Below are 25,408 nucleotides of genomic sequence, written 5' to 3'. Positions count from 1 at the left end.
AGGGCACGCTCGCGGGGGATCGCGACCAGCTCGCCGCGTCGGTTGCGGACCGCGAATCCCTGCTGGTCGGCGGCTTCCAGGGGGCCGACCACGTCGGCGACCTCGTCGCCCCCGCCCGGCGCCGGGCGCCGCCAGCGCACTACCACGCGCTTGCCGACGTCGTCCGGCCCGATGCGGACCTCGTACCGGTAGCGCACGCTCGCTCCTGGGTTCTCGGTTGCGGCCCGCCACTAGAGTAGGAGCGTCCCCCGACCCCCGCCCGGGAGCCGCACCATGCCCACCGACCCAGCCGCGGTCCTGCACCGCCTCACCGAGCGCCTCGCCCCGCTGGAGCGCTCCCTCCAGCTCGCGTCCTGGGCGGCGGCCACCGACGCCCGGCCCGAGACATCCGCCGCCAGGCAGCAGGCCGAGGAGGCGCTCCTGGCCGTGCTCGCCGACCCCGAGCTGTTCGCCGAGGTCGAGGCGGCCGCCGGAGGGGTTCGGGGAGCGGGCGACAGCGACGGCGACCCGCTGACCAGCCGGGCGCTCGGCAAGGCCCGCCTGGACCTGCTCGCCAGGCAGATTCCCGCGGACGCCAGAGCCGAGCTGGTGCGGCTGCAGGCCAAGGTGGAGGCCGCCTTCGCGACCGTCCGCGGCCGCGTCGGCGGCAGGGAGCTCGCCAACAGCGAGATCGAGCGGGTGCTCGCCTCCTCCGACGACGCGCGCGAGCGGCAGGCGGCGTGGGAGGCCGGCAAGCAGGTCGGCGAGGTCGTCGCCGACGACGTGCTCGCCCTGGTCGAGCTGCGCAACCGGGTCGCCCGCGGTCGCGGCTTCCGGGACTGGTTCGCCTTCTCGCTTGCCACCGGCGACCTCGACGAGGCGTGGCTGGACGGGATCCTCGACGAGGTGGAGCTGGCCACCCGTGCGCCGTCCCTGGCCGCCAAGGCGGCGATCGACGCGCGCCTGGCGGCCCGCTTCGGCGTCGGCGCTGAGGAGCTGCGGCCGTGGCACTACGGCGACCTGTTCTTCCAGCGCTACGACGGCGACGCCGAGGCCGACCTGGGGCCGCTGCTCGCCGGCAGGGACACCGTCGAGCTCACCGTCGCCGCCTACGACGGCATGGGCCTGGAGACCCGCCACCTGCTGGATCGCGCCGACCTGCGGCCGCGACCCGGCAAGGACCAGCACGCCTTCTGCCTGGACATCGACCGGGCCGGCGACATCCGCGTGCTCGCCAACGTCGCCCCGGGCGAGGAGTCGCTGGACACCATGCTCCACGAGGTCGGTCACGCCGTCTACGACGACCACGTCGACCGGTCGCTGCCGTGGGTGCTGCGCTGCCCGCCGCAGCCGCTGGCCACCGAGGCGGTCGCGCTCATGCTCGGCCGGCTGCGGCGCGACCCCGAGTTCCTGGTCGCGGTGCTCGGCGCCGACCCGGCGACCGCCGCCGGCCTGGCCGCGCCGAGCCGGGAGGTGCTCCGCACCGGCCAGCTCGTGTTCGCCCGCTGGTGCCTGGTCATGGTCCGCTTCGAGCAGGCGATGTACGCCGACCCCGGCTGCGACCTGGCCGCCACCTGGTGGGACCTGGTCGAGTCGCTGCAGGGACTGCGCCGGCCGGAAGGGCGCACGACGCCAGACTGGGCGAGCAAGATCCACCTGGCCGTCGCCCCCGTCTACTACCAGAGCTACCTGCTCGGCGAGCTGATGGCCTTCCAGGTCGACGCGGCCGTGCGCGAGGCGGTCGGCGGCTTCGTCGGCCGGCCCGACGCCGGCGCCTTCCTGGCCGAGCGGGTGTTCGCACCCGGGGCCTCCCGGACCTGGCGGGACCTGGTGGTGCACGCCACCGGCCGCCCGCTCGGGCCCGAGGCGTTCCTGGCCGGCCTGGAAGCGTGAGCCGGAGAGGTCCAGGGAACCCCAGGGGCCGGAGGGGTCCCCGGTGAGTCGGCGCCGGCGGGTGGGGCTGGCGCTGTGCCTGGTGTCGGCGGCCGGGTTCGGCAGCCTGGCGGTCTTCGGCAAGCAGGCCTACGCCGGCGGGCTCGGCGTGGTCGAGGTGCTGGCGCTGCGCTTCGGCATCGCCGGGCCGCTGCTGGTCGCCCTCGCCGCCGTGACCGGGCGGGCCCTGCGCCTGCCCCGGCCGGTCGCCCTGCGGCTGCTCGGGCTCGGCGCGGTCGGCTACGCCGTCCAGTCGACGCTGTTCTTCACCGCCCTGACCCGCATCTCGGCCAGCCTGGCCGGGCTGCTGCTGTACCTGTACCCGGCCCTGGTCACGGTGGGCGCGGTCGTCCTGGGACGCCACCGGCTCGACCGGGCCACCGTGCTCGGCGTGGTGCTCGCCCTGGCCGGCGTCGTGCTGGTCCTCGGCCTGCCGGCGGAGCGGCCCGACCCGCTCGGGGTCGCCCTCGCGCTCGCCGCCGCGTGCTGGTACACCATCTACATCCTGATCGCGGAGTACCTGCTGCGCGGCGTCGACCCGCTGGTGGCCAGCGCGCACGTGGCCTGCGGGGCGGCCTGCTCGTTCCTGGCCGCCGGCGGCGTCCTCGGGCTGGAGGGCCTGGCCGCCGCCCGGCCTGGCGGCTACGCGGCGGCGGCCGCCATGGCCGTGCTCGGCACCGCCGTGGCCCTCGGCACGTTCATCGGCGGCATCGCCCGGGTCGGGTCGGCGTGGGCCTCCATCGTCTCCTCGTTCGAGCCGGTGTGCACCGTCGCCCTCGGGGTGGTCGTGCTCGGCGACCCGCTCGGCGTCGGCACGGTGGTCGGCGGCGCGGCGGTGGTCGCCGGCGCGATGCTGCTGCCGCTGCTCGGCGGCGACCAGGAGGCGGTAGGATCGGCACGACGGGGCTCTCTGGCGACGTTGACGCTGCCGCGAGCCCGGTGGTATCCAGCAAGCTGAAGGACGTGCCCAGGAGGGGGTCTACCCGCCGATGACCTACGTCATCACCGAGCCCTGCATCGACGTGAAGGACAAGTCCTGCATCGAGGAGTGCCCGGTCGACTGCATCTACGAAGGCGACCGCATGCTCTACATCCACCCCGACGAATGCGTGGACTGCGGCGCCTGCGAGCCCGTCTGCCCGGTCGAGGCGATCTTCTACGAGGACGACGTGCCGGCCCAGTGGAAGGAGTTCACCGCCACCAACGCCGCCTTCTTCGAGGAGCTCGGCTCGCCCGGCGGCGCGGCCAAGGTGGGACCCCAGGCCCGCGACACCGAGTTCGTCGCGAACTACCAGCCGGCCGAGTAGCCGGTACGACGCACGGCCGACCGTGGCGGAGACGAGACGGCCTTCCGGCGACATCCCTCAGACACGCGTCAGGTCCTCTGCACGATCGGGAGCAGCCCGGGCGTGCCGGCGTCGGTCCCGGCCAGCTCCGAGGGCCAGCGCGCCCGCGACCGCGCGGCCAGCTTGGCGATCAGGGCCACTGCGGCCGGGTCCTCGGCGCCGGGCCGGACCGTGATCACGCCCGCCTCACGGGCGGCCTCGAGCCAGTCCTCGCCCCGCTGGGTCCGCACCACCGTCAGCGTCCAGCCGTCGGTCTGCCCCAGCCCGCCGGTGGAGATGTCGGCGTGCTCGGCGGCGAAGTCCGGGCAGAGCTTGCAGCCCTCCCTGGTCGCCTCCTGCATCTTCTTGAGCGGGATGTCGACCCGCTCGCCGGTCGAGCGCCGCCAGACCTGGAACTTGCCCTTGATGTTGACCTTGGCGACGTCCTCGAGCGGGATGCCGTAGTCCTCGACGAGGATCCGCTTCATGCCCTCGTATTCGAACGACTTCGAGCAGAGCAGGCCGATCACCAGCTCGATGCGGCGGGCGTACTTGTTCACCCGGCGGGCGGCCAGCGTCCCGTTGACCGAGGCCTGGCAGCTCATGCCGACCAGCGCGAGCCGCTTCAGCCCGCGCCGCTCCGCCTCCTTCATGGCAAGCGGGTTGGCCGCGTAGGTGTAGCGGGAGCCGGCCGCCTCGAGCACCTCGTCCCTGTTCGTGGCCAGGAACGGCTCGCAGTCCCACAGCCGGGCGGTCGACAGCCGGGAGGTGAGCGCCCCCTCGATCCGGCCGGTCTCGAGCCCCCAGATGAGCAGGGCCGACACCAGCCCGCCGTCCTGGCCCGCCTCGAGCACCCCCGGCTCGGCGGCCCGGACCAGCCAGACCCCGCGCTGCACCCCGGCGATCTCGTTCGCCTCCCTGGCCCGGCCGAACAGGGCCTGGTCGGATTCCAGCTCCCAGGCCCGGAAGCGCGGGCAGGCCCGGGTGCAGATGTCACAGCCCCGCTGGCCGTGCACGCAGTCGTCCACCGGGGTCGACAGCTCGACGTTGAACGGGTGGTAGGTCTCGGAGTGGTCGTAGTCGAGGACGTCCCGCGGGCAGGCCATCACACAGGCGGCGCAGCCGGTGCAAAGGTTCGTCTCCACCACCTCGTGGTAGAGCTCACGCCACTGGGTCTTGTCAGCCGGGCCCATCGTGCCTCCGTCTCGGGAGCATCCTTGCAGTACAGGCTACCAATGGTGCGGAATCTGGCGGGTTGCTTCACCATCAGACGAGAGCAGGGACGATCCCAGGCCAGAGCGGGGACGACCCCCTCCGCCCGGACGTCGCGGACCCCCCACGGAGCCCGATGAACCCGTTCCGACCAAGCGCCAGCCACCGGCCCATGGCCACCCGCGTCACCCTGATCGCGGTCGGGGTCGCCCTGGCCGTCTCGGCCCTCGGCAGCATGGCCTTTACCATGGCCCTGCACGACACCCTGCTGTCCGGGCTCGTGACCTTCGCCATGTTCGGCGGCCTGGCCGCGCTCACCGCCGGCGTGCTCGCCTGGGAGGTGGCGTCCAGCCGGGCCTGCCCGCGCTGCGGGACCGAGAACGCCGCGCCCGCCCTCCACTGCGCCGGTTGCGGCTACGACGTGCAGGCCCGGCCCAGGTACGCCTGCACCGAGGGCCACCAGGTCGCCTACGAGGAGGGGCTGTGCGACTGCGGCCGCCGGCTCCTGGCCATCCGCTCGGTACCGGTCCTGCACCACGCCCTGCGCGCGGTCTGGTTCGCGCTCGCCTGCTTCCTCGTGTTCGCGCTCATCGGCATCCTGAGCACGCTCGTGGGTCGGTGACCCACGTCGGTCAGCCCCGGGCGCCGCCCGGGGCTGACCGACGTTGATGCGGTGCTGCTACGGGTCCCGTTGATGCGGTGCTGCTACGGCCCCTTCGGGTCGGCCTTGGCGCCGGTCCGGACCACCACCCGGCTGGCGGTGGCGCCGCTGCCGGACTTCAGGCCCCCCACGGCCGCCTCCACGCCGACCTTCACGTCGCTCTTGGCCTGCTGGTGGCGGCGGGTGCCGAAGCTGGTGTCGGCGTTCAGGGCGAACGTGGTGGCCACGTTGTCGCTGCTGGTGATCGTGATGCTGGAGTCGGACACGGCGGTGACCTTCCCGCGCGCGAACACGACGGTCTTCACCCCGTCCCTGGTCTGCAAGGTGACCTCGCCGTGCAGCGCGCGGCGGCCCAGCCGCCCGCCCCAGTGGCCGGCCAGCCCGGCCCCGTCCTTCTTGGCCGGCCCGGTCACTGTCGACGTGGTGGAGGTCGCCTGGCCAGTCGCGGCCAGGGCCATCCCACCGGCCGAGATGGCCAGCACCCCGGCCACCACCCAGCCCAGCCATCCCATCTGCCTACCGAGTCGTCGCATCCCGTGCACCTCGTCGATGGTCGCCTCCGCTTGCCCCGGCAGCTTCGCTCCGCCGCGTTCGCGCCAGCCGCCGCCCATTGTTCGGATTGGGTAAAGAACTCGGTGACGTCGCCGGAGGGCGCCGTCGCCCGGTCAGGCGCAGAAGTCCTCCGGGCCGATCCGCAGCATCTCCACCGGCACCCCGGCCTCCAGGTGCTGGTCGAACAGCGTGGGCACGTCGGCCTGGGTCACCCCGCCGTACCAGACGTTGTCGGGCACGACCAGGATCGCCGGACCGGCCAGGCAGGCCTCCATGCACCCGGTCGCCACCACCTTGACGCTCTTGTCCAGCCGGCGGCCCTGCTCCTCCCGGAGCGCCTCGAACACCGCCGCCGCTCCCCGGTCCAGGCACGACCCCTTCGGATGCCCGGCCGGCCGCTGGTTGAGACAGACGAAGACGTACCGTTCCGGCTGACCCATGAGTCACCTTTCCTGACCGGCCTCGCAGCCGGGTGCCTTGGAGTTCCTCCCGGACTGAGCCGACAGTGTGCCGGGCCGGCGGCTGGCGTGCCCGTCAGCCGCGTCAGTGGCCGTGGTGGGCGGGTGCTCGAGAAGGCCACGGCGTCATCCGACCTCGGGGCAGAGGAACGTGGCGTACAGCCGCGCGTAGGTGCGGGCGGCGGTGAGCAGGTCGACGACTGGGATGCGCTCGGCGGTCGAGTGGGCCAGGGTCAGGTCGCCCGGGCCGAGGACGACTGCGGGCACGCCCGCCTGCAGGTTGAGGATGCGTGCGTCGGTCGCGGCGCTGAAGCCGACGGGCTCGGGGGAGAGGCCGGCGCCGGCGAGGGCGGCGACGGCCGCCTGGACCACCCGGGCGCCCAGGTCCACCTCGCTGGCGGGGCTGAAGCTCTGCGCGGCGAGCTCGGCCCGGAAGCTCGGGTCCTCGGCCGCCTGGCGGTCGAACAGGGCCTGGAACTCGGCGGCGACCTGCTCAGCGGTCTCGCCCGGGATGGTGCGCCGGTCGACCTCGATCTCGCACCAGGCGGGCACGATGTTGACCTTGTCGCCGCCGCGGATGGTGCCGATGCTGACCGTGGGGCCGCCGAGCAGCGGGTGGGTCCGCTCCCAGGTCTGGCCGAGGACGGCGGGGACCAGCCGGGCCATCGCGGCGATCGCGCTGACTCCCTCGGCCGGGCGGGAGCTGTGCGCGGCCCGGCCGAGGGTCCGCAGCACGTACCAGGACGCGCCCCGCTCGGCCGTTGCCAGCCGCATGCCGGTCGGCTCGGCGACCAGGGCGCCGTCGGCGGCGAGCAGGCCGGCGGCGAGCAGTGCGCGGGTGCCGTTGGCGCCGATGACCTCCTCGTCGGCCACGAGCTGGAACACCAGCCGCCCGGTCCAGGGCAGGCCGCTGTCGAGCAGCATCCGTGCGGCGCACAGGGTGGCCGCGATCGGTCCCTTCATGTCCAGCGACCCGCGACCGTGCAGCACGCCGTCGGCCACGACCGCCTGGTAGGGGGGGTGCTCCCACTGGTCGGCCGGGCCGGCCGGCACGACGTCGAGGTGGCCGTTCACGGCCAGGACGGGCCCTGGCCGCAGCGAGTCGCAGACGCCGACGAGGCTGACGCGGCCGGGGGCGGGCTCGACCGCCTGGACGCGGCAGCCCAGGTCGTCGAGCCAGGGGCGGACGGCCTCGGCCACGGCCCGCTCGTCGCCGGGCGGGTTCTCGCTCGCCGCCCGGACCAGGCTGCGCGCGCAGACCAGCAGCTCGTCGGCGTCCAGCGCCTGGTCGAGCACGGCCAGCTCGTCGGGCATCGCCCCCTCCTTCCCGTGCCCCGTGGACCGCAGTGTACGAGGCGAGCGTCTGGGTAGCATGGGGCAACACCGACGAGGAGGTGGGTGTGGCCGAGGATGGATCGAACGGCGTGCGCGAGCTGCTGCAGACTGCCCGGGTGATCGCGGTGGTCGGGCTGTCGCCCAACCCGGACCGGCCCTCCAACCAGGTCGCGTGGTACCTCCACCACCAGGGCTACAAGCTGTACGGGGTGCGGCCGGCCGCGGCCGGCGGCGACATCTTCGGCGTCCCGGTGGTGGCCTCCCTCGACCAGGTGCCGGAGCCGATCGACATCGTCGACGTGTTCCGCCGGGCTCCGGATACCCCCGAGGTGGCTCGGGCCGCGGTGGCCGTCGGTGCCCGCGCGCTCTGGCTGCAGCTCGGCATCGCCAACCCCGAGGCCAGGGCCATCGCCGAGGAGGGCGGCCTGCAGTACGTCGAGGACAGCTGCCTGAAGGTCGAGCACGCGCTGCTGCTCGGCGCCCGCTCCAGGTAGCCCCGAGCCCATCGTGGCGCGCCCCGCTAGGCAGGGCTCAGCAGTCCTGTCCGTAGCTTGACGGGAAGGCCCTGGTCGCCGGCCCGGGTACGGGCAAAACTGCTGGTGACCTGCTTAGGCAGGGCTCAGAAGCCTTGCCCGTAGAAGTCTTGCCCGTAAGGGCTCGCCGCCCAGTGACCTGGCCAGACCGAGCCCCGCTTACCCGAGTCCTGCTTGCCTCGGTGTGCCGGCGCTGGAACGACCAGGTTCTTGGCCCGCAGGCCCTAACCTCAGGCGAGGCCGCGCCGGGTGGCGGCCGGGCGGCGCCGGCCGAGGATCGCCTCGGTCATGCGCACGGCGCGGACGGTCGGGCGCACCTCGTGGACACGCACGACGCTGGCGCCGTTGAGCACGCACGCCACGGCCGCTGCCAGGCTCCCCTCCAGCCGCTCGTCCAGGGGCACGTCCAGGGTCTCGCCGATGAAGTCCTTGTTGGACAGGGCCACCATCAGCGGGTAGCCGAGGTCGCGCAGCTCGCCGAGCCGTCGGGTCAGCTCGAGGGAGTGGAAGGTGTTCTTGTGGAAGTCGTGGCCCGGGTCGACGATCAGCCGGTCGCCGGGCACACCCCGGTGCCGGGCGACGGCGGCCCGGCTGGCCAGGAACGCGGCCACCTCGGCGACGACGTCCGCGTAGGCCGGCCGGTGGGGACGGGTGCGCGGCGGGCCGCCGGTGTGCATCACCACCAGCGCCGCGCCGGCCTCGGCCACCGCGTCGGCCACCTCGGGGTCGCGCAGGCCGGAGGGGTCGTTGATCACGTCGGCGCCGGCGGCAAGCACCCGCCGGGCGACCCGGGCCCGGAACGTGTCCACCGAGACGACCGCGTCGGTCCGTGCACGCAGGGCCTCCACGGTGGGCAGGACCCGGTCGAGCTCCTCGGCCTCGGTCACCTCGTCGCCAGGCCCGGCCTTGACGCCGCCGACGTCGAGCCAGTCCGCCCCTTCAGCAAGGGCCTGGTCGGCCGCGTGGACGGCCGCGGAAAGCGCCCAGGTCGCACCCCGGTCGTAGAAGGAGTCAGGGGTGCGGTTGATGATCGCCATGACCGCGACCTCGTTGTCGAAGTCGAAGGTGCGGCGGCCGATCGTGCGCAGCATGGCACCGATCGTAGCGCGACGGCGCCCGAGGCCCGGGACCTACCGCTGCGACCGGCGGTACGCCGCCGCGGCCAGGGCGGCCGCGCCGAGCAGCAGCGGCAGGACGGTGCCGCAGCCGGCGAAGCCGCCCGGGTGGCGGGGCCGCTCGTAGCGCTCGTCGGCGTAGCGCTCGTCCTCCATGTAGTCGGGGATGCCGTTGTCGTCTCTGTCCATTCCCTGGCCCTCCGGCATCCCCCGGGGCTCCGTACCCAGAGGTCACGGACTTGCCTGGTCCGGCCCTTGATGACACGAGAAGCATAGCGGCATGCCGGACAGGGTTGGGGGGCGGGCTGGCACGCCGGTGGGAGAATCGGCGCGAGCGTGCCGCCGGCCGGCGGCCACGAGCCCGACGGAGTGCCTGCCATGCATCTCGAGGAGCGCGTCGCGATCGCCGCCCCGCCAGCGGCGGTCTTCGAGGCGGTGTCGGACTGGGAGGCCCAGTCGGAGTGGGTCGCGTTCACGACCGTGACCGTGGAGCCGGGCGGGCACCGGGTCGGGGAGCGGCTGACCGCGGTCACCAGGCTGGCCGGGGTCAGCTTCGCCGACCCCATGGAGGTCACCCGCTGGGAGCCGCCCCACCGGGTCGACGTCCGCCACCTCGGCCGGGTGGTCCGCGGCACGGGCACGCTCACCGTCGAGCCGGCGCCGGGTGGCGCCTGGTTCGCCTGGGCCGAGGACCTCGATCTGCCGCTCGGGGCCGTGGGCCGGCTCGGCTTCGCGGTGATCCGGCCCGCGTTCACCCTCATGCTCCGCAGAAGCCTGCGCAAGCTCGCCCGCCAGGTCGAGTCCCGCCCCCGCCCCCGCCCCGGTGGGACGGGGCGCGTCCGGTAGCATGCTGGCCGACAAGCTGCGCGGCCGGGCCGGGCTGCCCCGCCCGGTGGGACGGGACGTGTCCGGTAGCATGCCTCCGACCTGACCGGACCGTGGTGCCCGTGGCGCGGTGGCCCCGGAGGAACAAGGGGTCCGAGGCTCGGGAGCGGAGTGACGGCCTGGCGGCACGCAGCGTCGGCGCGGACAACCGGAGGCTGGGATGGCGAACCTGCTGCGGGGCGGCAAGGGGCGCCCGCTCCACCCGATGCTGGTGCACTTCCCGCTCGCCCTCTACCCGGCCAGCCTGCTCTTCGACGGCCTCTCGTACCTGGCCGCGGACGGCAACCCGTGGGTGCGGGGTGCGTTCGCGCTGATCGTCGCGGGGCTGGCCGTCTCGCTGCCCGCCGCGGTCACCGGGTTCGCCGACTTCCTACTGGTCGAGAGCGGCACCCGGACCTGGAGGCTCGCGACCACCCACATGACCACGATGCTGGTGGCGAGCGTGGGGTTCCTCGGCGGGGCGCTGCTGCGCGCCCGCGACCTCGACGTGACCGCGACGCCGGCCGGTCTGGTCGTCCTCAGCCTGGCCGGGGCCGGGTTGCTCGCCTTCGGCGGCCTGCTCGGCGGCGACCTTGTCTACCGGCACGGCCGCCGGGTCGAGGCGGTCCCGGCCACCCCCGACGGCGACGCCGCGCGGGACCCGGACCGGGAGCGGGACCATCCGGCCCGCCCCTGACTGGCCTGAGCAGCAGCTCCGAAGTCCTGTCCGTAACCTGATGGGAAGGCCTTGGTCGCTGACCTCGGTGCGGGTCTCCCCAGCGGGTCTCCCAGCGGGTCTCCCAGCCGGTCTCCCTAAAGGAAGGTGTCGAGGTCCTCGGCCTCGAACGGGATGCCTTCCCGGCGGGCGAAGGCGGTCAGTGCCGCCGCCGCCCGCCCCAGGGCGATGACCGCGCTGGCCGGGTCGGTGGCGGGGGAGAGCAGGCGCCGGTAGGGGTCGGCGAACCCGGCCGGCGCGGCCTCCGCCAGCGCCGCCGAGCGGATCGCGTTGGCGGCGTCGCGGTACGACGTGCGGGTGGCCAGCCCCACGACCAGGGCGCAGAGCACGGCCGCCTCCTTCACGGCCAGCAGGGCGCCGGGCACGTCGCCGTGCAGCTCGGCCGAGCGCGCCCTGGCCTCCCAGGAGAGGAGCTGCACCAGGTCGTAGCCGGCGGCGGCGGCGAAGACCTCGTCGGCAGCGCCGTCCAGCGCCGTCTGGTGCACGTGCCTGAGCTTGTGGAAGAACCCGCCCGGGTCGTGGAGGGCCAGGTGGTGGACGTACTGGTCGGCGGCCAGCGGCCAGGTCGGCCCGATGTGGCCGGCCTCCTCGAGGTAGGCGTCGGCCCAGATGGCGCCGAGGTCGACCACGATACCCCGGTGCTGGAGGGACCGCTCGGGGACCGCGACCTCCGGGCCGGCGGTGATCACCGCGAGGTCCAGGCCGGCGTCGCCGGTGTCGTCGCCGCGGGCCAGCGGGCCGTGGAGGCCGATGGCCACGATCGCGTCCTCGCCGTGCCGGGCCAGCAGTCGGCGGCTCAGCTCCCGGGCAAGCTCGAGCTTCTCGTCGTGGGTCACTGGCGCTCCTCCTGCCTGCCCGGGTCCTCCTGCCCGCCCGGGTCGTCGGCGCGAGGCTACCGGAGCCGACCAGGCAGGCCCCGTCCGCCGGCCCGGCGCGCGGCGTGTGCCGGTCCGCCGCCCGAAGGCGTCCCCCGCCCGATCGAGTAGGGATCCCTACCCCTATGGGGAATGGTTGCACCACACGACCGGTCCTAGACTCCTGTCGCTTTGGCGGCTTCAGAGCCGGCCTGGGGCTTCTCGGGCACGGCCTTTTCGGGAGACGGTATGGCCGAGATCCTCAGCGTGCTCACGGCCGCCGATTCCGTCCGGGTCGCCCGTACCCGGGACCCCGAGGCGATCGGCCGGCTGCTCGCGCCCGGGCAGCCGCTGGAGCCGCTGCTCGAGGCGGCCACCGCGCTGCGCGAGGAGGGCCACGGCGGGCGGGTGGCCTACTCGCCCACGGCATCCTTCCCGCTGACCGCCCAGGGCCGCCACAGCTGCGAGCACTGCACCTTCGTGCCCCCTCGGCAGCATGGCGCCCCGGCCTACATGCCTGTGGCGCAGGTGCTCCACCAGGCCCGCCAGGCCGCGGCGGTGGGCTGCCGGGAGGCGCTTCTCACCCTGGGCGACCAGCCCGAGCGGCGCTGCCCCGTGGCCCGCGACGAGCTTCTCGACCTCGGCTCCGGCACCACCGAGGAGTACCTCGCCAACGTGGCCGGCCGGGTGCTGGCCGAGACCGGACTGCTCCCGCACGCTCACACGGGTGCGCTCGGCCGGGACGAGCTCGCCCTGCTGCGGACCGTGAGCGCCAGCCAGGGCCTGCTGCTGGGGCGGGTCCGCACCTGTGACCGCCTGCCCGATCAGGGGGAGGCACGCCGGTGGGGCGTGGACGAGCGTCCCGAGGCGCGCCTGGCGCCTCGGTCGAGCACCCACGGCGCGCGGGCTCCCAGCTTCCTGACGGCCGAGGATGGACGACAGGATGGACGACAGGATGGACGACAGGATGGACGACCGCGGCGCCGATGCCTGGCCGGCGCGCTCGCCACCATCCAGCTTGCCGGCGAGCTCCGTGTCCCGTTCACGACCGGCCTGCTGCTCGATGCCGGCGACACCCTCGACGAGCGGGCGCAGATGATCGCGGTGCTGGCCGAGCTGGTCCAGCAGGAGCACGTCCAGGCGCTCGTCGTGCAGCGCCGCCGGGCCGGGCCGGGCACCCGGACCGTGGCCGCGTGCGAGCCCGGCATCGAGGAGCTGCTCCGGGCGGCCGCGGTCGTGCGGCTGGCGGCCGGGCCGCAGGCCAACGTCCAGGCGGGCCCGGACCTCGGTGCGGCCGATGCCGGCCTGCTCCTGCGGGCCGGCGTCAACGACTGGGGCGCCGTCCCGCCGGCCGCCGTCGAGGAACAGTCGAGCCCGGCCGGGCCGTGGACGCTGCTCGGCCGGCTCGAAGCAGCGACCAGGGCCGCCGGCTGCCAGCTGGTCGCGCGCTTGTGCGTGTACCCGGAGTACGTCCGCGACTACGACCGCGCGCTCCGCTGGCTCCACCCGGGCGTGCTGCGACACGTGCTCGCCGCCTCCGACGGCGAGGGGCTGGCTCGCCAGGACGGATGGTGGCCGTCCGGCCGCCGTCCGGCGCCTGTTCCGTTCGCGCCCGTTTCGTTCGCGCCAGCCCCCATTCGGGCTGACGTCCGGGCCGTGCTGGGCCGGGCCGAGGACGGCCAGACGCTCGACGAGGCCGAGGTTGAGCTGCTGTTCCGGGCCCGCGGGGAGGAGACGCAGGCCCTGGCCCGGCTCGCCGACGCCGTGCGCTGCGAGGTCAACGGGGACCTGGTCACCTACGTGGTCAACGGCGAGGTGAGCTACACCGACGTCTGCGGCTCCGGTTGCCGGCGGCGCGCCGCCGGCGACGGCGGCCAGCCGGAGGACCCGCGCGGCTGGCCCCGTCCGGCGACCCTCGGCGAGCTGGTCGAGCGGGCGCGCGAGGTCGTGACCAGGGGCGCCACCGAGGTGCGCATGCACGGCGGCATCGGTCCGGGCTGCACCGGCGACTGCCACGTCGAGCTGTGCTCGGCGGTCAAGGCCGCCGTGCCCGAGCCGCACCTCCACGCCTTCTCCCCCTTCGCGGTCCACCAAGGCGCGGCCACTGCCGAGCGGACGCTGCCGGAGCAGCTCGCGCTGCTCAAGCGGGCCGGCCTGGGCAGCCTGCTCGGCACGGCCGAGGAGGTCCTCGACGACCGCGTCCGCCGCCACCTCTGCCCGGACGAGCTCACCACGCGGCAGTGGGTGGAGCTGGTGGCCGAGGCGCACCGGCAGGGCCTGCCCACGACCAGCACGATCATGTTCGGCAGGCTGGAGGGGCCGGAGAGCTGGGCTCGCCACCTGGTCGTCCTGCGCGAGCTGCAGGCCCGGACCGGGGGTATCACCGAGTTCGTCCCGCTCCCCTTCGTGCAGCTGCAGGGGCCCAAGGTCCGCAAGGGGCAGGCCCGGCAAGGGCCGACCTGGGAGGAGATCGTAAAGATGCACGCGGTGGCGCGGCTGGCACTGCGCGGCTGGATCGACAACATCCAGGTCTCCCGGGTCCAGCACGGGCTCGACGGCTGCGCCGAGATCCTCAGGGCGGGCGCCAACGACCTGGGTGGCGTGCTGATGCAGGAGCGTGTTGCGGGGGCGGCCGGGGCCGGCCGCGGCAGGGAGGTACGCCCGGCGCGGCTCCACGAGCTGATCCGTTCCGTCGGCCGGGTCCCGGCCGAGCGCACCACGCTCTACGCGATCAGGCAGGTCTTCGAGCCTGAGCAGCAGGGCTGACCCGGATACACCAGACAAGCGTCGCTCATGTGCTGTCTCGCTGTGGTGGTCGGGGCCTCAGGGCTCGAGCCGCAGGCGGCCAAACGAGCTTGAGGCTGCCCACCCGTCCGAGCCGGGGCCCTTCAGGGCTCGAGCCGCAGGTGGCCCAGGCGGCTGGCCATCACCACCGCCTCGGTGCGGTTGTCCACCCCGAGGCGTTCGAACAGGTTCTTCAGGTGGAACTTGACGGTGTCGTCAGAGACCTCGAGGATGCGGGCGATCTCCCGGTTGGTGCGACCCTCGGCCAGGAGCCGCAGGACCTCGCGCTGGCGGCCGGTCAGGGAGCCGGGCACGGCCTCCAGCTCCACGACCCGGCCGGCCAGGGCGGGGTCGACCACCCGCTGGCCCATCGACACGCTCCGCACCGCGGCCACCAGCGCCTCGGCCGAGCTGTCCTTGAGCAGGTAGCCGCGCGCCCCGAGCCGCAGCGCCTCCCGCACCAGGCCGGCCTCTTCGTACGCGGTGATCACGACCAGCTTGGCGTCCGGGAGCAGCCGGCAGAGCCTGTCGATCAGCGCCATTCCGGTCGAGTCGGGGAGCTTGAGGTCGACCAGGACGACGTCCGGCTCGGCCGCGGGGAACCGCTCCAAGGCCTCGGCGCCGCTGCTCGCCTCGGCCACCACCTCGCACGAGGCCGACCGGACCAGGATGGTGACCAGCCCCTCCCTGACGACCGGGTGGTCGTCGACGACGGCGACTCTGATGGGTGGCGTCACGGACATCTCACGGCTCAGGCGCCCGGGGTGGCCCCCTGCGCGGGCGGCGACGGAGGGGCCGGACGGCGGGGGACGGTCACGTCGAACCAGCGGTGCTTCGACCGCTGCTGCGTGATGTCGACGTGGACGTGCTTGGTCTGGGTGTACTCGAGGTAGCCCTGCTCGCCCAGCTCCCGGCCGACGCCCGACTGCTTGTACCCGCCGAACGGGTACCTGGGGTTCAGCAGGTGGTAGTCGTTCACCCAGACTGTCCCGGTCCGCAGCCGCTCGGCGATCTTCAGGGCACGGCCGGGGTCGCGGCTCCACACCGCCCCGGCGAGCCCGTAGGCCGAGTCGTTGGCGATCGCGACCGCCTGGTCGTCGCCGTCGAACGGGATGACCGAGAGCACCGGCCCGAAGATCTCCTCCTGGGCGATGCGCGACGACGGGTCGACGTCGGTGAACACCGTGGGGGCGAAGTAGTACCCACCCTCGTGGCCGGGCACCGTGACCCGCCGCCCGCCGGTGGCGAGCTTCGCGCCCTCCTCCTGCCCGACGCGGACGTACCCCTCGACCCGTTCGAGCTGCTCCTCGGAGATCAGCGGCCCCATGTCCGACGCCTTGTCCGCCGCCGGTCCCACCTTGATCCGCTCGGCGGTCTCGACCACCCGCGCGACCACCTCGTCGTAGATCGGGCGGGCGACGAGCAGGCGGCTCCCGGCGGTGCAGACCTGCCCCTGGTGGAAGAAGATCGCATACACCGCGCCGTCGACCGCGAGGTCGAGGTCGGCGTCCTCGAGCACGACGTTGGCCGACTTACCGCCCAGCTCGAGCAGCACCTTCTTGATGGTCCCGGCCGACAGTGCCTGCACCCGGCGGCCCACCTCGGTCGAGCCGGTGAACGAGACCTGGTCCACCCCGGGCGAGGTCACCAACGGCTCTCCGGCCTCCGGCCCGAAGCCGGGCAGGACGTTCACCACGCCGTCGGGCACGCCGGCCTCGGCGCACAGCCTGCCCAGCTCCACCGCGGTGCACGGCGTCTGCTCGGCTGGCTTGAGCACGATGGTGTTGCCCGCTGCCAGGGCGGGCGCGATCTTCCACGCGGCGTTCTGGATCGGGAAGTTCCACGGCACGATCCCGGCGCACACCCCGACCGGCTCCCGGCGCAGGTAGTTGTGGCTCGGCCCGGGCGCCACCGTGAACGGCAGCGGCTGCTCGGTGGGGATCCGGGTGGCGAAGTCGGCGTAGGTGCGGAACGTGAACATCGCCCCGTTCACGTCGGCCGCCCTGGTCTTGCGGATCGTCCCGCCCGAGTCGCGCACCTCCAGCTCGACCAGCCGGTCGGCGTGCTCCTTCAGCTTGGCGGCGACGGCGCCGAGCACGGCGGCGCGCTTCTCGGGGCGCAGGCCCGACCAGCGGCCGTCCTCGAACGCGGCCCGGGCCGCGGCGACCGCGCGCTCGGCGTCCTGCGCCCCGGCCCGGGCGACGGTGGCGTGCGGCCTGCCGGTCGAGGGGTTGACCGTCTCGAAGGTCTCCCCGCTCGCCGCCTCCTCGAGCCGGCCGTCGACGAGCAGCTGGAAGTCGGATGCCATCGTGGTGCTCCCTCCTCTACGCGCCTCTACTACGCGCCCTGGAACCGGGGTTGGCGCTTCTCCAGGAAGGCCGCCACCCCCTCCAGGTGGTCCTTGGTCTGGCCCGAGGCCATCTGCTCGCGCGCCTCCGCGGCGAGCGCCTCGGCCAGGCCGGCATGGAGGCCGGCGCGCAGCAGCGCCTTGGTGCGGGCCCAGGCGAGCGTCGGCCCGGCGGCCAGGGCCGCCACCAGCTCGGCGGCCCGCTGCGCGAAGTCCTCAGCCGGGAACACCCGGCTCACCAGCCCGATCCGCAGCGCCTCGTCGGCCTTGACGGTGTCGCCGAGGATCGACAGCTCCATGGCCTTGGCCAGGCCCACCAGCTGTGGCAGGTGGTAGGTGGCGCCGGCGTCGGGCACCAGGCCCACCCCGCCGAAGGCCAGCTTGAAGCTGGCCGCCGAGCTCGCCACCCGCAGGTCGCAGGCGAACGCCAGCGACGCGCCGGCCCCCGCCGCGACCCCGTTCACCACCGCCACGGTCGGCTTTGGCATCTCCGACAGCAGGTGGGCGGCCGGCCCGTAGTGGCGGTCCAGGGTGTCGCCCAGCTCCGGCGCGCGTCCGTCCCGGTACGCCGCCTCCAGCCCGCGCAGGTCCTCGCCGACGCAGAACGCCCGGCCCGACCCGGTCAGCGCCACCGCGCGCACCGACGGGTCGTCTGCCGCCTCCCGCAACGCCACGACCAGCGCCTCCTTGGTCGGCGCAGCGAGCGCGTTGAGCGCGGCGGGCCGGTCCAGGGTGAGCCAGACCGCGTCCGCCTCGCGCCGGACCCCGAGCCCCGAGCCGGCCGTGCCGCTCATGCCGGCTCCCCGGTCTCGTCCACGACCTCGGCGGTGTACATCGTCACCAGGCCCTTGGCGAACGACATGAGCTGCTTGGCCGCCTCGGCGGCCTCGGGGCTGGCGAACGCCGACCGCATCGACGCCTCGTCGTCGTAGTACATCTCGGTCACCAGATACCACGGGGTCTCGCCCCGCGGTGCCCCCGTCACCCTGGTCACCTCGGTCCGCCGCAGCCCCGGCGTCCTCGCGTTCAGCTCCAGGTGGGTGCCGAAGTAGGCCTCGTCGAAGGCGGCCGGGTCCTCGGGCTTGGTGAACATGGCGACGAGCTTGACCATCAGCGAACTCCCTTGTCCGGCGACCCCGCCTCCGCCGGGCGGTCCCCGAAGCGGGCGGGGTCGATGATCACCTGTGTCACGGTACCCTGCCCGACCAGCTCGCCGTCCGCACCCCGCACCTCGACCCGGCAGACCAGGCGGCGCCCGCTCTGGCCGGTGGCGGTGGCGGTGAGGTCGACGGTGGCGCCGACCGGGACGGGAGCGAGATGGCGGCACCAGACCTCGGCGCCGACCCCCTCCTCACCGGGCTCGAGATGGGGGAGGAGCACGAGCCGGGCGGCGTACTCCATGTCCCGGACCATGGAGGCGGTGCCGTAGACGTCGTGGACGACGCCGTCGGCGAATGCGGCGCGGTCCGCCTCGGTCACCGTGACCCGGTGCGAGGCGGACGCGTGCGGGGCTACCGGTCGCAAGCCACCGGCCGGGCGGCTTGCGACAGCCGGTGGGCGTGCATCAGAAGTCGCCGCCGCCGCCGAAGTCACCCCCGCCGAAGTCGCCGCCCCCGAAGTCGCCGCCCCCGCCGAAGTCGCCCCAGCCGCCGTCGCCGCCGTCGCCGCCGAAGTCGCCGCCCCCGGCGTCCTGGCCCTGGTCGAAGCCGGCGTCGTAGCCGGCCGCGTACCCGCCGCCGCCCCAGCCGCCGAAGCCGCCGCTGAGCGCCGTGCCCAGCAGCACGCCGGTGAGCAGGCCGCCGCCCCCGAAGCCGCCGTAGTACCCGCCGTACCAGGGAGCGTAGTAGCCGGGCGCGTTGTAGAACGGCTCCTGCCGGTCACCGACCAGCACCTGGCGGGTCTGGGGCTCGAGGCCGCTCTCGACCCGCTGGGCGTCGGCGGCGCAGGCCGGCACCTCCCGGGTCGCGCCGCCCGGCGGGGTCCAGGCCACGTCGCGGACCGACGGCCCGTGGCGGGGGTCGAAGAAGCACGGGGGCCGGCGCTCGGGCAGCTGCCTGCCCTCCAGCAGCGCCTTGGCCGCCGCCACCGAGTACCTGCCCTCCTCGAGGGCGGCGCTGACCGCTGAGAGGTCCTCGGGCCTGGCAGCCCGGTCCAGGGCGTTGGCGGCCCGCTCGTAGCTGGCCACCGCGGTCGCGTAGTGCTGCTGGGCCTCGGGGCTGGCCCCGGGCATCTTGACGTCGAGGTCGATGGCCTGCAGGTCGTTGGAGAGGGCGATCAGGTCGTCGTTGGCCGCCGCCTTCACCTGCTCGAGCTGGCGCCGCTGCTCCTCGCGCTTGCGCCGCCTTGACCGGAAGAACATGAGTCCACCTCCGAGCGCTCCGATTCCGATGATGCCGAGCAGCACCGCCACGCCGGCGCCGACGCCCGACCCGCCCTGCTCGGCGGTCGCGGGATCGCCGCCCTGGGACCCCCCTGAGGGGCTGCCCTGCGGGGCCGTGGCCACCCTCTCGACGAAGCTGCTCAGCGTGGCCTCGGGGTCGCCCTGATGCCCCTGGAACGCGGCGTCGGCCAGGCCGGGGATCACCCCGGTCCGGTACCCGGCCCTGGTCGTCGCCCCGGCGCGGAAGGCGTAGCTGTTGCGGTCGCCGACCAGCAGCGCGTACACGCCGGTCCTGCGCACCCCGTTGACGATGTCCGTGAGGAGCTGGCTGGGGGCACCCTCGGCGAGCGCCGCCTTGGGCAGCACGACGACGAGGATGGGCCGCCTGGTCTCGCGGATCTGGTCGCGCAGCGTGTCGGCCGCGCCCGGGCTGACGGTGGACTCCGCGCCGGGGGCGACGTAGACGTTGTCGCGCTTGAGGGCGGCCACCGCCTGGTCGACGTACTGGCCGGCGGCGGCCGGGCCGGCTCCCAGGACCGCCAGGGCCAAGGCGGCAACCAGCGTGGCCAGCAGGCGCCGGCGGTGGCGCGGTGTGGACGGGACGTTCGTGTTCATGATGGCTCCTGGTCTCGGTGCTCCCCGCCATTGTCCGCCTTCGCGGGCCGGAGCATACGGCGGTTGCCCGGGACGGGTGCTGGGCGACGGTGGTCGCAAGCGCCGGCGCCCGTCCACGCCGCGCCGCCGCCGGCGCCTTGCCGGCGCAAGCGCCGCCGGCGGCCGGTCAGGGCGTGTCGCGCGACTCCGGGCCGAAGTCGCCCTGGACCAGGTTGCCCTCGTCGATCCTCTGGCTGCCGAGGACGCGGTCGTCCGGGTCGGCGATGCCGCTGTCGGCGTAGGAGGGCGGCATGTACCCCTGGCGGCCGAAGGTGGTGATGTCGCTGCTGTCGGCGTAGGCGGGTGGCATGTAGCCGTGGCCCCCGCCGAAGGTGTTCAGGCCGCCCGCGAAGCCGTCGTCGAGGGCCCGGCCGAGTGCGAACCCCTGGACCAGGGACTGGGCGGTGCCGCCGAAGTAGCCGCCGAACCAGGACTCGAAGTGAGGGGGCGCGTCGTAGAAGGGGACCACGGCGCCGCCGGCCCTGACCAGCCGCACCGGCGGTTGGGCCTGCTCCTCGATCAGGCGCATGCAGCGCTCGCAGGCGGGCACGGGGCGGGCGCTGCCGCGGGGCGGCATCCAGCCGACGTCGTTGACCGACGGGCCATGCCTGGTGTCGAAGAAGCACGGGGGCAGCCGCCGCAGCCGTTCCCCGCCCTCGACGACCGAGCGGGCGGAGGTCATGTGGAACCGGCCCGCCTCGAGCGCGGAGCTGACCCCGGCCAGGTCCTCGGGCCTGGTCGCCCGCTCGAACCGCTCGACGGCCTGCTCGTACCACTCGTGGGCGGCGGCGTAGTCGCGCACGGCCGCGTCGCTCTCGTCCTCGATCGCCTGCATGGTGGTGGTGAGGCTGGTCAGGTCCCTGCCGAGGGCGTCGATGTCCTGCTGGGAGAGCGCGCGGACCTCACGGAAGTCGTCCAGGCCGCGCGCGCGGCGCTTGCGCGCCGACTCGACCGCCATGCCGACCGCGATGGCGCCGAGGACCAGTGCGAGGAAGGCGACCAGGATCAGGTCCCAGGGGAGGGAGCGGAATGCTTCGACCACCTGGTCGCCCTGGTCCGCGGCGAGTACGGGGTGCGTGGGCATGTGCGCTCTTTCGGTGGGGGGAGGCCGGCTGCCTGAACCTCCGTGCCCATATTGTGGCGACTCGGGCGTTGCCGGGAAACAGTGGGTTCGCCGCTTGTGGACCTCGCCGGGCCATCTGCCTACTTCGCCTTCGTTGGTCTCTCCTGCCAGCGGCTCGCAGCCGGCGGGGTCCAGGTGGTGGCGTTCGGCACCGGCGCGCCGCATGCGGTCCCCGAGGTCAGCTGGGTCAGCGTGCCCGGTCGACCGCGGCCGGACCCGGCTGGACCGTTGCATGTTCCCTCAACGGTCCCGGCGCCAACGGCACCATCTCGTACAATGCAAAGCCAGGCTGGCTAGAACCAACTAGTCACCTTTGCCAGTCAACGGCCTGAGCGCTGCGTGACGAGCAGTGAGGGCAACCTCTGCCTGCTCCGCTGCGGCCTCGGCCACGAGCTGCGACAACGACAGGAGCTGCGGATGGGGCACGGCAACAACTTGACGCGCGCCGAGGCAGCGGCCCGGGCCAGGCTGGTCTCCGACATCCGCTACGACGTCGAGCTCGACCTCGCCGGCGACGACCCGGAGCTCTACCGCAGCGTCACCATCATCCGCTTCGGCTGCGCCGCGCCGGGCGCTTCGACCTTCCTGGACCTGGCGGCCCGGTCCGTCGAGGCCATCGAGCACAACGGCCGCCAGGTGCCGCTGTCGGCGTTCGACGGCGACCGGATCCGGCTTGACGGCCTGGCCGCCGAGAACGAGGTCCGTGTGGCCGCCACCCCGTCGTACGGCCGCACCGGCGTGGGGCTGCACCGCTTCGAGGACCCCGTGGACGGCTGCGTCTACGTGTACAACCACTTCGAGCCGTATGCGCATCGCATCTTCCCCTGCTTCGACCAGCCCGACCTGAAGGGTGTGTTCGCGCTGTCGGTGCTCGCCCCGGCGGGCTGGCAGGTCGTCTCCAACGCCGCGCTCGCGGGCGAGCCGCGCCTGTTGGACGGCCCCGTCCGCTGGTCGTTCGCGCCGACGCCGCCGCTGCCCACCTACATCACGGCCGTGGTGGCCGGGCCGTGGCACGTCGTCCGGGAGCGGCACGGCGAGGTCGACCTCGGGCTCTGGTGCCGGCGGTCGCTCGCCCGCCACCTCGACCCCGAGGAGTTCTTCGAGGTCACCAAGCAGGGCTTCGACTTCTTCGAACGGGCCTTCGACTACCCCTACCCGTTCGGCGCCAAGTACGACCAGGTGCTCGCCCCCGAGTTCAACGGCGGGGCCATGGAGCAGGCGGGCTGCGTCACGTTCGGCGAGGAGTTCCTGTTCCGCTCCAAGGTGACCGAGGCGACCCGGGAGGTCCGGGCCAACGTCATCCTCCACGAACTGGCCCACATGTGGTTCGGCAACCTGGTGACCATGCGCTGGTGGGACGACCTGTGGCTGAACGAGAGCTTCGCCTCCTTCATCTCCGTGCTCGCCCAGGTGGCCGCCACCCGCTTCACGGGCGCCTGGGTCACCTTCGCCCAGACCGAGAAGACCTGGGCCTACGAGCAGGACCAGCTCCCGTCGACCCACCCGATCGCGACCGAGGTGCCAGACACCGACACCGTCCTCACCAACTTCGACGGGATCACCTACGCCAAGGGCGCCGCGGTCCTGCGCCAGCTCGTGGCGTGGGTGGGCGAGGAGGCGTTCCTCAAGGGCGTGCGCGCCTACTTCCGCAGGCACGAGTTTGGCAGCACCGACCTCGGCGACTTCCTGGCCGCGCTCGAGGAGGCGTCAGGGCGCGACCTGCGCTCCTGGTCGCGCGACTGGCTCGAGACCGCCGGGGTGAACACCCTGGGCGTGTCCCTGGTGACGGCCGGGTCCGGCCTGGACGAGACGGTCGGCTCGTTCACGATCACCCAGACGGCGCCGGAAGGCCAGCCGGTGCTCCGGCCCCACCGGGTCACGGTCGGGCTCTACGACCGCGACGGGGCCGGGCTCGCGCTGCGCAAGCGGCTCGAGCTGGACGTCACCGGCCCGGTGGCGGCAGTGCCCGAGCTGGCCGGGGAGCCCGCGCCCGACCTCGCGCTGCTGAACGACGCCGACCTCGCCTACACCAAGGTCCGCCTCGACCCGCGGTCGCTGGCCGTCCTGACCGGGGCCGTCGGCGACCTGCGTGACCCTCTGGCCAGAGCGGTCGGCTGGAGCGTGTGCTGGGACATGGTGCGCGACGCGGAGCTGGCCACGGGGGACTACCTGGACATGGTGCTCCGCAACGCCGGGAACGAGGACGACGTCGGCGTGCTCACCGACGTCCTCGACCGGCTCGGCCACGCCCTCGACCTCTACAGCGACCCGGACGCGCGCCAGGTCGGCCGGGCCGGCCTGGCGTCCCTGGCCCGTGACGTGCTCGAGCGGGCCGAGCCGGGCAGCAGCCGCCAGCTCGCATGGGCGAAGGCGTTCGTCGTCACGGCCGGGACCGCCGAGGAACAGGCCCTGCTTCGCGGCCTGCTTGACGGCAGCGCCGGCTTCGACGGTCTTGCGGTCGACACCGACCTCCGCTGGACGATCGTCCGGTCGCTGGCGGCCGGGGGCGCTGGCCTGGTCGACGAGCTGATCCCGGAGGAGCTGCGCCGCGACCCCACCGACGCCGGCCGGCGGCTCGCCCTGGCCGCCCTGGCCGCCCGCCCGCTCCCGGAGGCCAAGGCGAAGGCGTGGGAGGCGGTCACCGGCTCGGACGCCCCTGCCCGGCCGCTGCTCTCCGCCGTTGCCAGCGGCTTCCAGCAGGCCGGGCAGCGCGACCTGCTCGAACCCTACGCCCCCCGGTTCTTCGCCGCCCTCGACCCCCTCCGCGAGACCCGCGACCTCGAGTCCCTGCTCGCCTTCGCCCGCGCCTTCTACCCCCGCATGGTCGTGGGCGAGGAGGTCGTGGCCATGACCGACGCCTGGCTCGACGCGCACCCGGACGCCGGGCCGCTCCGCCGCCGGCTGGTCGAGGGCAAGGACCGCATGCAGCGGGCCCTCCGGGCCCGGGCGAGGGACCGCGCGCACCCGAAATACGTCCAGAGCGGGGAGGCCAGATACGTCCAGAGCGGGGAGGCCAGCTACGACTCCGGGTTGGCCTCGTCGAGGTCGAGGGAGAGCGAGTTGATGCAGTAGCGCTGGCCGGTGGGAGCGGGGCCGTCGTCGAAGACGTGGCCGAGGTGACCGCCGCAGCGGCGGCAGACGACCTCGGTGCGGCGCATGAACAGGCTGTTGTCGGGGCGGAGCTCCACGGCGTCGGCGGTGGCGGGCTCGGTGAAGCTCGGCCAGCCGGTACCCGAGTCGAACTTGGTGGCGGAGCTGAACAGGGCGGCGCCGCAGGCGGCGCAGCGGTAGGTCCCGTCCGCCTTGGAGTAGACGTACCTGCCGGTGAACGGCGGCTCGGTGCCCTTGCGCCGCAGCACCTCGTACTGCTCGGGGGTGAGCTGCTCGCGCCACTCCCGGTCGGTCTTGGTGACCTCGGTCCTGTCGGTCTCGCTCATGCCTGCCTCCAATCGCTCATGCCTGCCTACAAGGGGAGTCGGTGTCGCTCATCGCCGCGTCCAAGAGGAGTCCGTCGAGGGCGGGCGGCTGTGCGCCCGCCGTCACCGCAAGTGTACGGAGGCGGTCTGCGTTGTGGGCAGGCTCAGGCGGCTGGGCCGGCTCAGGCGGCCGGGCAGGCTCAGGCGGCCGGGCCGGCGTAGCGGGCCGGGTCGCGCCGGAACGCGAGCTGGCAGTGCTCGCCGCAGAAGTACCAGACGCGGCCGGCGTGCTCGGCGGTCAGGCGGGCGCCGGCCAGGGCCACGGTCATGCCGCAGACCGGGTCGGTCGCCTGGCCGGCCGGCGCCACCGGGGCCGCCGCGCGGGCGTGCCGCTCGGCCACCACCTCGGCAAGGATCGCGACCGCGATCTCCTCCTGGGTCGAGGGGCCCAGGTCGAGCCCTGCCGGGCTGTGGACCCGGTCGGGGCCGGCGTCGGTCACGCCCTGCCCGCGGAGCGCGTCGAACACGGCAGCGGCTCGCCTGCGGCTGCCGACCATCCCCACGTAGCCGGCCTGGGTGCGGAGCGCGGCGGCCAGGGCCTCCTCGTCGTAGTGGCCCATGGTCGCGACCACCACTGCGTCGTCGGGGCCGGCCGCGCCGGCCCCGACCTGGTCGAGGTCGCCGCCACCCAGGGCGACGACCTCGTGCCCCAGTGCCTCGGCCAGCCTGGCCAGGGTGCTCGCGACCGGGCTGGCGCCCACCACCAGCATGCGCGGGGCGGTCCCGACCGGCTCCACGAACACCTCCAGACCGCCGCCGGACGGGCAGGTGCTGGTCACCGACACCACCCCGGCCGGCGCGGTCCCCGATGGGGGCTGCTCGGCCGCTGCCATCTCGGCCGAGGTGATGCGGACCAGGCGCGGGCGGCGCTCGGCCAGGGCGGCCAGTGCCTCCCGGATCACGATCGGCTCCGAGCAGGCGCCGCCGACCCAGCCTTCGAGGATCCCGTCGGCGGTCACCACCGCCTTGTCGCCGACCTGGGACGACACCGGCGGGTCCACCCGGACCACGGTCGCCAGCGCGTACGGCCGCGCCGGCCCCCCAGCGTCAACCCGGGCCATGGCACAGGCGCTCTTGGGGGGCCGTGG

The 25,408-nt window shown here is 74.2% G+C and carries 26 protein-coding genes; 9 read left to right on the top strand and 17 right to left on the bottom strand.

Translation table 11 applies throughout. The features are described from left to right. A partial coding sequence (locus VG276_27435; protein ID HEV8653022.1) for a hypothetical protein occupies positions 1-197 on the bottom strand: 197 nt, incomplete at its 3' end. Positions 198-273: 76 nt separating this feature from the next. Between VG276_27435 and VG276_27430 the strand changes: the two genes are divergently transcribed. Genes VG276_27430 through fdxA form a run of 3 tightly spaced genes read left to right on the top strand, consistent with a single transcriptional unit; the run spans position 274 to position 3,218 of the window. Next, positions 274-1,872 carry a M2 family metallopeptidase gene (locus VG276_27430; protein ID HEV8653021.1) on the top strand — a complete coding sequence of 533 codons (1,599 nt, stop codon included), beginning with the start codon at positions 274-276 and terminating at the stop codon, positions 1,870-1,872. Between the two features lie 43 nt (positions 1,873-1,915). Next, the gene (locus tag VG276_27425; GenBank protein ID HEV8653020.1) at positions 1,916-2,869 is read left to right on the top strand and encodes a DMT family transporter; all 954 of its coding nucleotides are present in this window, start codon (positions 1,916-1,918) and stop codon (positions 2,867-2,869) included. A gap of 31 nt (positions 2,870-2,900) precedes the next feature. After that, the gene (gene fdxA / locus VG276_27420; GenBank protein HEV8653019.1) at positions 2,901-3,218 is read left to right on the top strand and encodes a ferredoxin; all 318 of its coding nucleotides are present in this window, start codon (positions 2,901-2,903) and stop codon (positions 3,216-3,218) included. A 68-nt stretch (positions 3,219-3,286) separates the two neighbouring features. Here fdxA and VG276_27415 read toward each other — a convergent pair whose 3' ends face one another. Continuing rightward, on the bottom strand, positions 3,287-4,429 hold the full coding sequence (locus VG276_27415; GenBank protein HEV8653018.1) for a Coenzyme F420 hydrogenase/dehydrogenase, beta subunit C-terminal domain: 1,143 nt from the start codon (positions 4,427-4,429) through the stop codon (positions 3,287-3,289). 155 nt (positions 4,430-4,584) lie between these two features. Between VG276_27415 and VG276_27410 the strand changes: the two genes are divergently transcribed. After that, positions 4,585-5,070 carry a hypothetical protein gene (locus tag VG276_27410; protein HEV8653017.1) on the top strand — a complete coding sequence of 162 codons (486 nt, stop codon included), beginning with the start codon at positions 4,585-4,587 and terminating at the stop codon, positions 5,068-5,070. A gap of 83 nt (positions 5,071-5,153) precedes the next feature. Here VG276_27410 and VG276_27405 read toward each other — a convergent pair whose 3' ends face one another. The 3 genes from VG276_27405 to VG276_27395 all read right to left on the bottom strand — a co-directional run bounded on the left by VG276_27405 (position 5,154) and on the right by VG276_27395 (position 7,433). Continuing rightward, the gene (locus tag VG276_27405) at positions 5,154-5,642 is read right to left on the bottom strand and encodes a hypothetical protein (protein HEV8653016.1); all 489 of its coding nucleotides are present in this window, start codon (positions 5,640-5,642) and stop codon (positions 5,154-5,156) included. Between the two features lie 132 nt (positions 5,643-5,774). Further along, on the bottom strand, positions 5,775-6,101 hold the full coding sequence (locus VG276_27400; GenBank protein ID HEV8653015.1) for a (2Fe-2S) ferredoxin domain-containing protein: 327 nt from the start codon (positions 6,099-6,101) through the stop codon (positions 5,775-5,777). 144 nt (positions 6,102-6,245) lie between these two features. Further along, positions 6,246-7,433 carry a M20 family metallopeptidase gene (locus VG276_27395; GenBank protein HEV8653014.1) on the bottom strand — a complete coding sequence of 396 codons (1,188 nt, stop codon included), beginning with the start codon at positions 7,431-7,433 and terminating at the stop codon, positions 6,246-6,248. Positions 7,434-7,519: 86 nt separating this feature from the next. Here VG276_27395 and VG276_27390 point away from each other — a divergent pair, with 86 nt between their 5' ends. Beyond that, positions 7,520-7,948, top strand: coding sequence for a CoA-binding protein (locus VG276_27390; GenBank protein ID HEV8653013.1), 429 nt, complete (start codon positions 7,520-7,522; stop codon positions 7,946-7,948). A 269-nt stretch (positions 7,949-8,217) separates the two neighbouring features. On the opposite strand, the gene folP is transcribed toward VG276_27390, so the two are convergent. Both folP and VG276_27380 read right to left on the bottom strand, forming a co-directional pair. Further along, positions 8,218-9,078: a dihydropteroate synthase gene (gene folP, locus VG276_27385; GenBank protein HEV8653012.1), complete on the bottom strand. Its 861-nt coding sequence runs from the start codon at positions 9,076-9,078 to the stop codon at positions 8,218-8,220. 39 nt (positions 9,079-9,117) lie between these two features. After that, positions 9,118-9,291: a hypothetical protein gene (locus tag VG276_27380; protein HEV8653011.1), complete on the bottom strand. Its 174-nt coding sequence runs from the start codon at positions 9,289-9,291 to the stop codon at positions 9,118-9,120. Positions 9,292-9,480: 189 nt separating this feature from the next. On the opposite strand from VG276_27380, the gene VG276_27375 reads away from it, so the two are divergent. Both VG276_27375 and VG276_27370 read left to right on the top strand, forming a co-directional pair. Continuing rightward, positions 9,481-9,948, top strand: coding sequence for an SRPBCC family protein (locus VG276_27375; protein ID HEV8653010.1), 468 nt, complete (start codon positions 9,481-9,483; stop codon positions 9,946-9,948). Positions 9,949-10,147: 199 nt separating this feature from the next. After that, complete coding sequence (locus VG276_27370; protein HEV8653009.1) at positions 10,148-10,663, top strand: DUF2231 domain-containing protein; 516 nt, start codon at positions 10,148-10,150, stop codon at positions 10,661-10,663. A 116-nt stretch (positions 10,664-10,779) separates the two neighbouring features. Here the strand turns inward: VG276_27370 and VG276_27365 are convergent, their stop codons facing one another. After that, positions 10,780-11,538 (bottom strand): hypothetical protein, encoded by a 759-nt coding sequence (locus VG276_27365; protein HEV8653008.1) that lies wholly within the window; start codon positions 11,536-11,538, stop codon positions 10,780-10,782. A 267-nt stretch (positions 11,539-11,805) separates the two neighbouring features. On the opposite strand from VG276_27365, the gene VG276_27360 reads away from it, so the two are divergent. Beyond that, positions 11,806-14,322, top strand: coding sequence for a CofH family radical SAM protein (locus tag VG276_27360; protein ID HEV8653007.1), 2,517 nt, complete (start codon positions 11,806-11,808; stop codon positions 14,320-14,322). A gap of 122 nt (positions 14,323-14,444) precedes the next feature. Here the strand turns inward: VG276_27360 and VG276_27355 are convergent, their stop codons facing one another. From VG276_27355 to VG276_27325, 7 genes are all read right to left on the bottom strand, one after another. Then, positions 14,445-15,077 carry a response regulator transcription factor gene (locus VG276_27355; GenBank protein HEV8653006.1) on the bottom strand — a complete coding sequence of 211 codons (633 nt, stop codon included), beginning with the start codon at positions 15,075-15,077 and terminating at the stop codon, positions 14,445-14,447. A 14-nt stretch (positions 15,078-15,091) separates the two neighbouring features. Further along, the gene (locus tag VG276_27350; protein ID HEV8653005.1) at positions 15,092-16,648 is read right to left on the bottom strand and encodes an aldehyde dehydrogenase family protein; all 1,557 of its coding nucleotides are present in this window, start codon (positions 16,646-16,648) and stop codon (positions 15,092-15,094) included. 29 nt (positions 16,649-16,677) lie between these two features. Then, a complete protein-coding gene (locus tag VG276_27345; GenBank protein HEV8653004.1) occupies positions 16,678-17,481 on the bottom strand; it encodes an enoyl-CoA hydratase-related protein in 804 nt (267 codons plus the stop codon). Next, positions 17,478-17,798 (bottom strand): EthD family reductase, encoded by a 321-nt coding sequence (locus VG276_27340; protein ID HEV8653003.1) that lies wholly within the window; start codon positions 17,796-17,798, stop codon positions 17,478-17,480. Before VG276_27340 ends, VG276_27345 begins: the two co-directional genes overlap by 4 nt. Beyond that, positions 17,798-18,166 carry a hotdog domain-containing protein gene (locus tag VG276_27335; protein ID HEV8653002.1) on the bottom strand — a complete coding sequence of 123 codons (369 nt, stop codon included), beginning with the start codon at positions 18,164-18,166 and terminating at the stop codon, positions 17,798-17,800. Before VG276_27335 ends, VG276_27340 begins: the two co-directional genes overlap by 1 nt. An 85-nt stretch (positions 18,167-18,251) precedes the next feature. Further along, positions 18,252-19,682 carry a hypothetical protein gene (locus VG276_27330; GenBank protein HEV8653001.1) on the bottom strand — a complete coding sequence of 477 codons (1,431 nt, stop codon included), beginning with the start codon at positions 19,680-19,682 and terminating at the stop codon, positions 18,252-18,254. A 166-nt stretch (positions 19,683-19,848) separates the two neighbouring features. Further along, positions 19,849-20,805, bottom strand: a complete 957-nt coding sequence (locus VG276_27325) for a hypothetical protein (GenBank protein ID HEV8653000.1) — start codon at positions 20,803-20,805, stop codon at positions 19,849-19,851. A 378-nt stretch (positions 20,806-21,183) separates the two neighbouring features. Between VG276_27325 and pepN the strand changes: the two genes are divergently transcribed. Further along, positions 21,184-23,916 carry an aminopeptidase N gene (gene pepN, locus VG276_27320; GenBank protein HEV8652999.1) on the top strand — a complete coding sequence of 911 codons (2,733 nt, stop codon included), beginning with the start codon at positions 21,184-21,186 and terminating at the stop codon, positions 23,914-23,916. Here pepN and msrB read toward each other — a convergent pair. Then, positions 23,862-24,281 carry a peptide-methionine (R)-S-oxide reductase MsrB gene (gene msrB / locus VG276_27315; protein HEV8652998.1) on the bottom strand — a complete coding sequence of 140 codons (420 nt, stop codon included), beginning with the start codon at positions 24,279-24,281 and terminating at the stop codon, positions 23,862-23,864. The two genes, pepN and msrB, sit on opposite strands and share 55 nt — an antisense overlap. A gap of 179 nt (positions 24,282-24,460) precedes the next feature. Then, on the bottom strand, positions 24,461-25,408 hold a 948-nt coding region (locus tag VG276_27310; GenBank protein HEV8652997.1), incomplete at its 5' end, for an XdhC family protein.

Source organism: Actinomycetes bacterium (genome assembly GCA_036000965.1).
Classification (GTDB): Bacteria; Actinomycetota; CALGFH01; order CALGFH01; family CALGFH01; genus DASYUT01.
The sequence above is the reverse complement of the archived record's forward strand: the minus strand, read 5'-3'. Positions and strand labels throughout refer to the sequence as shown.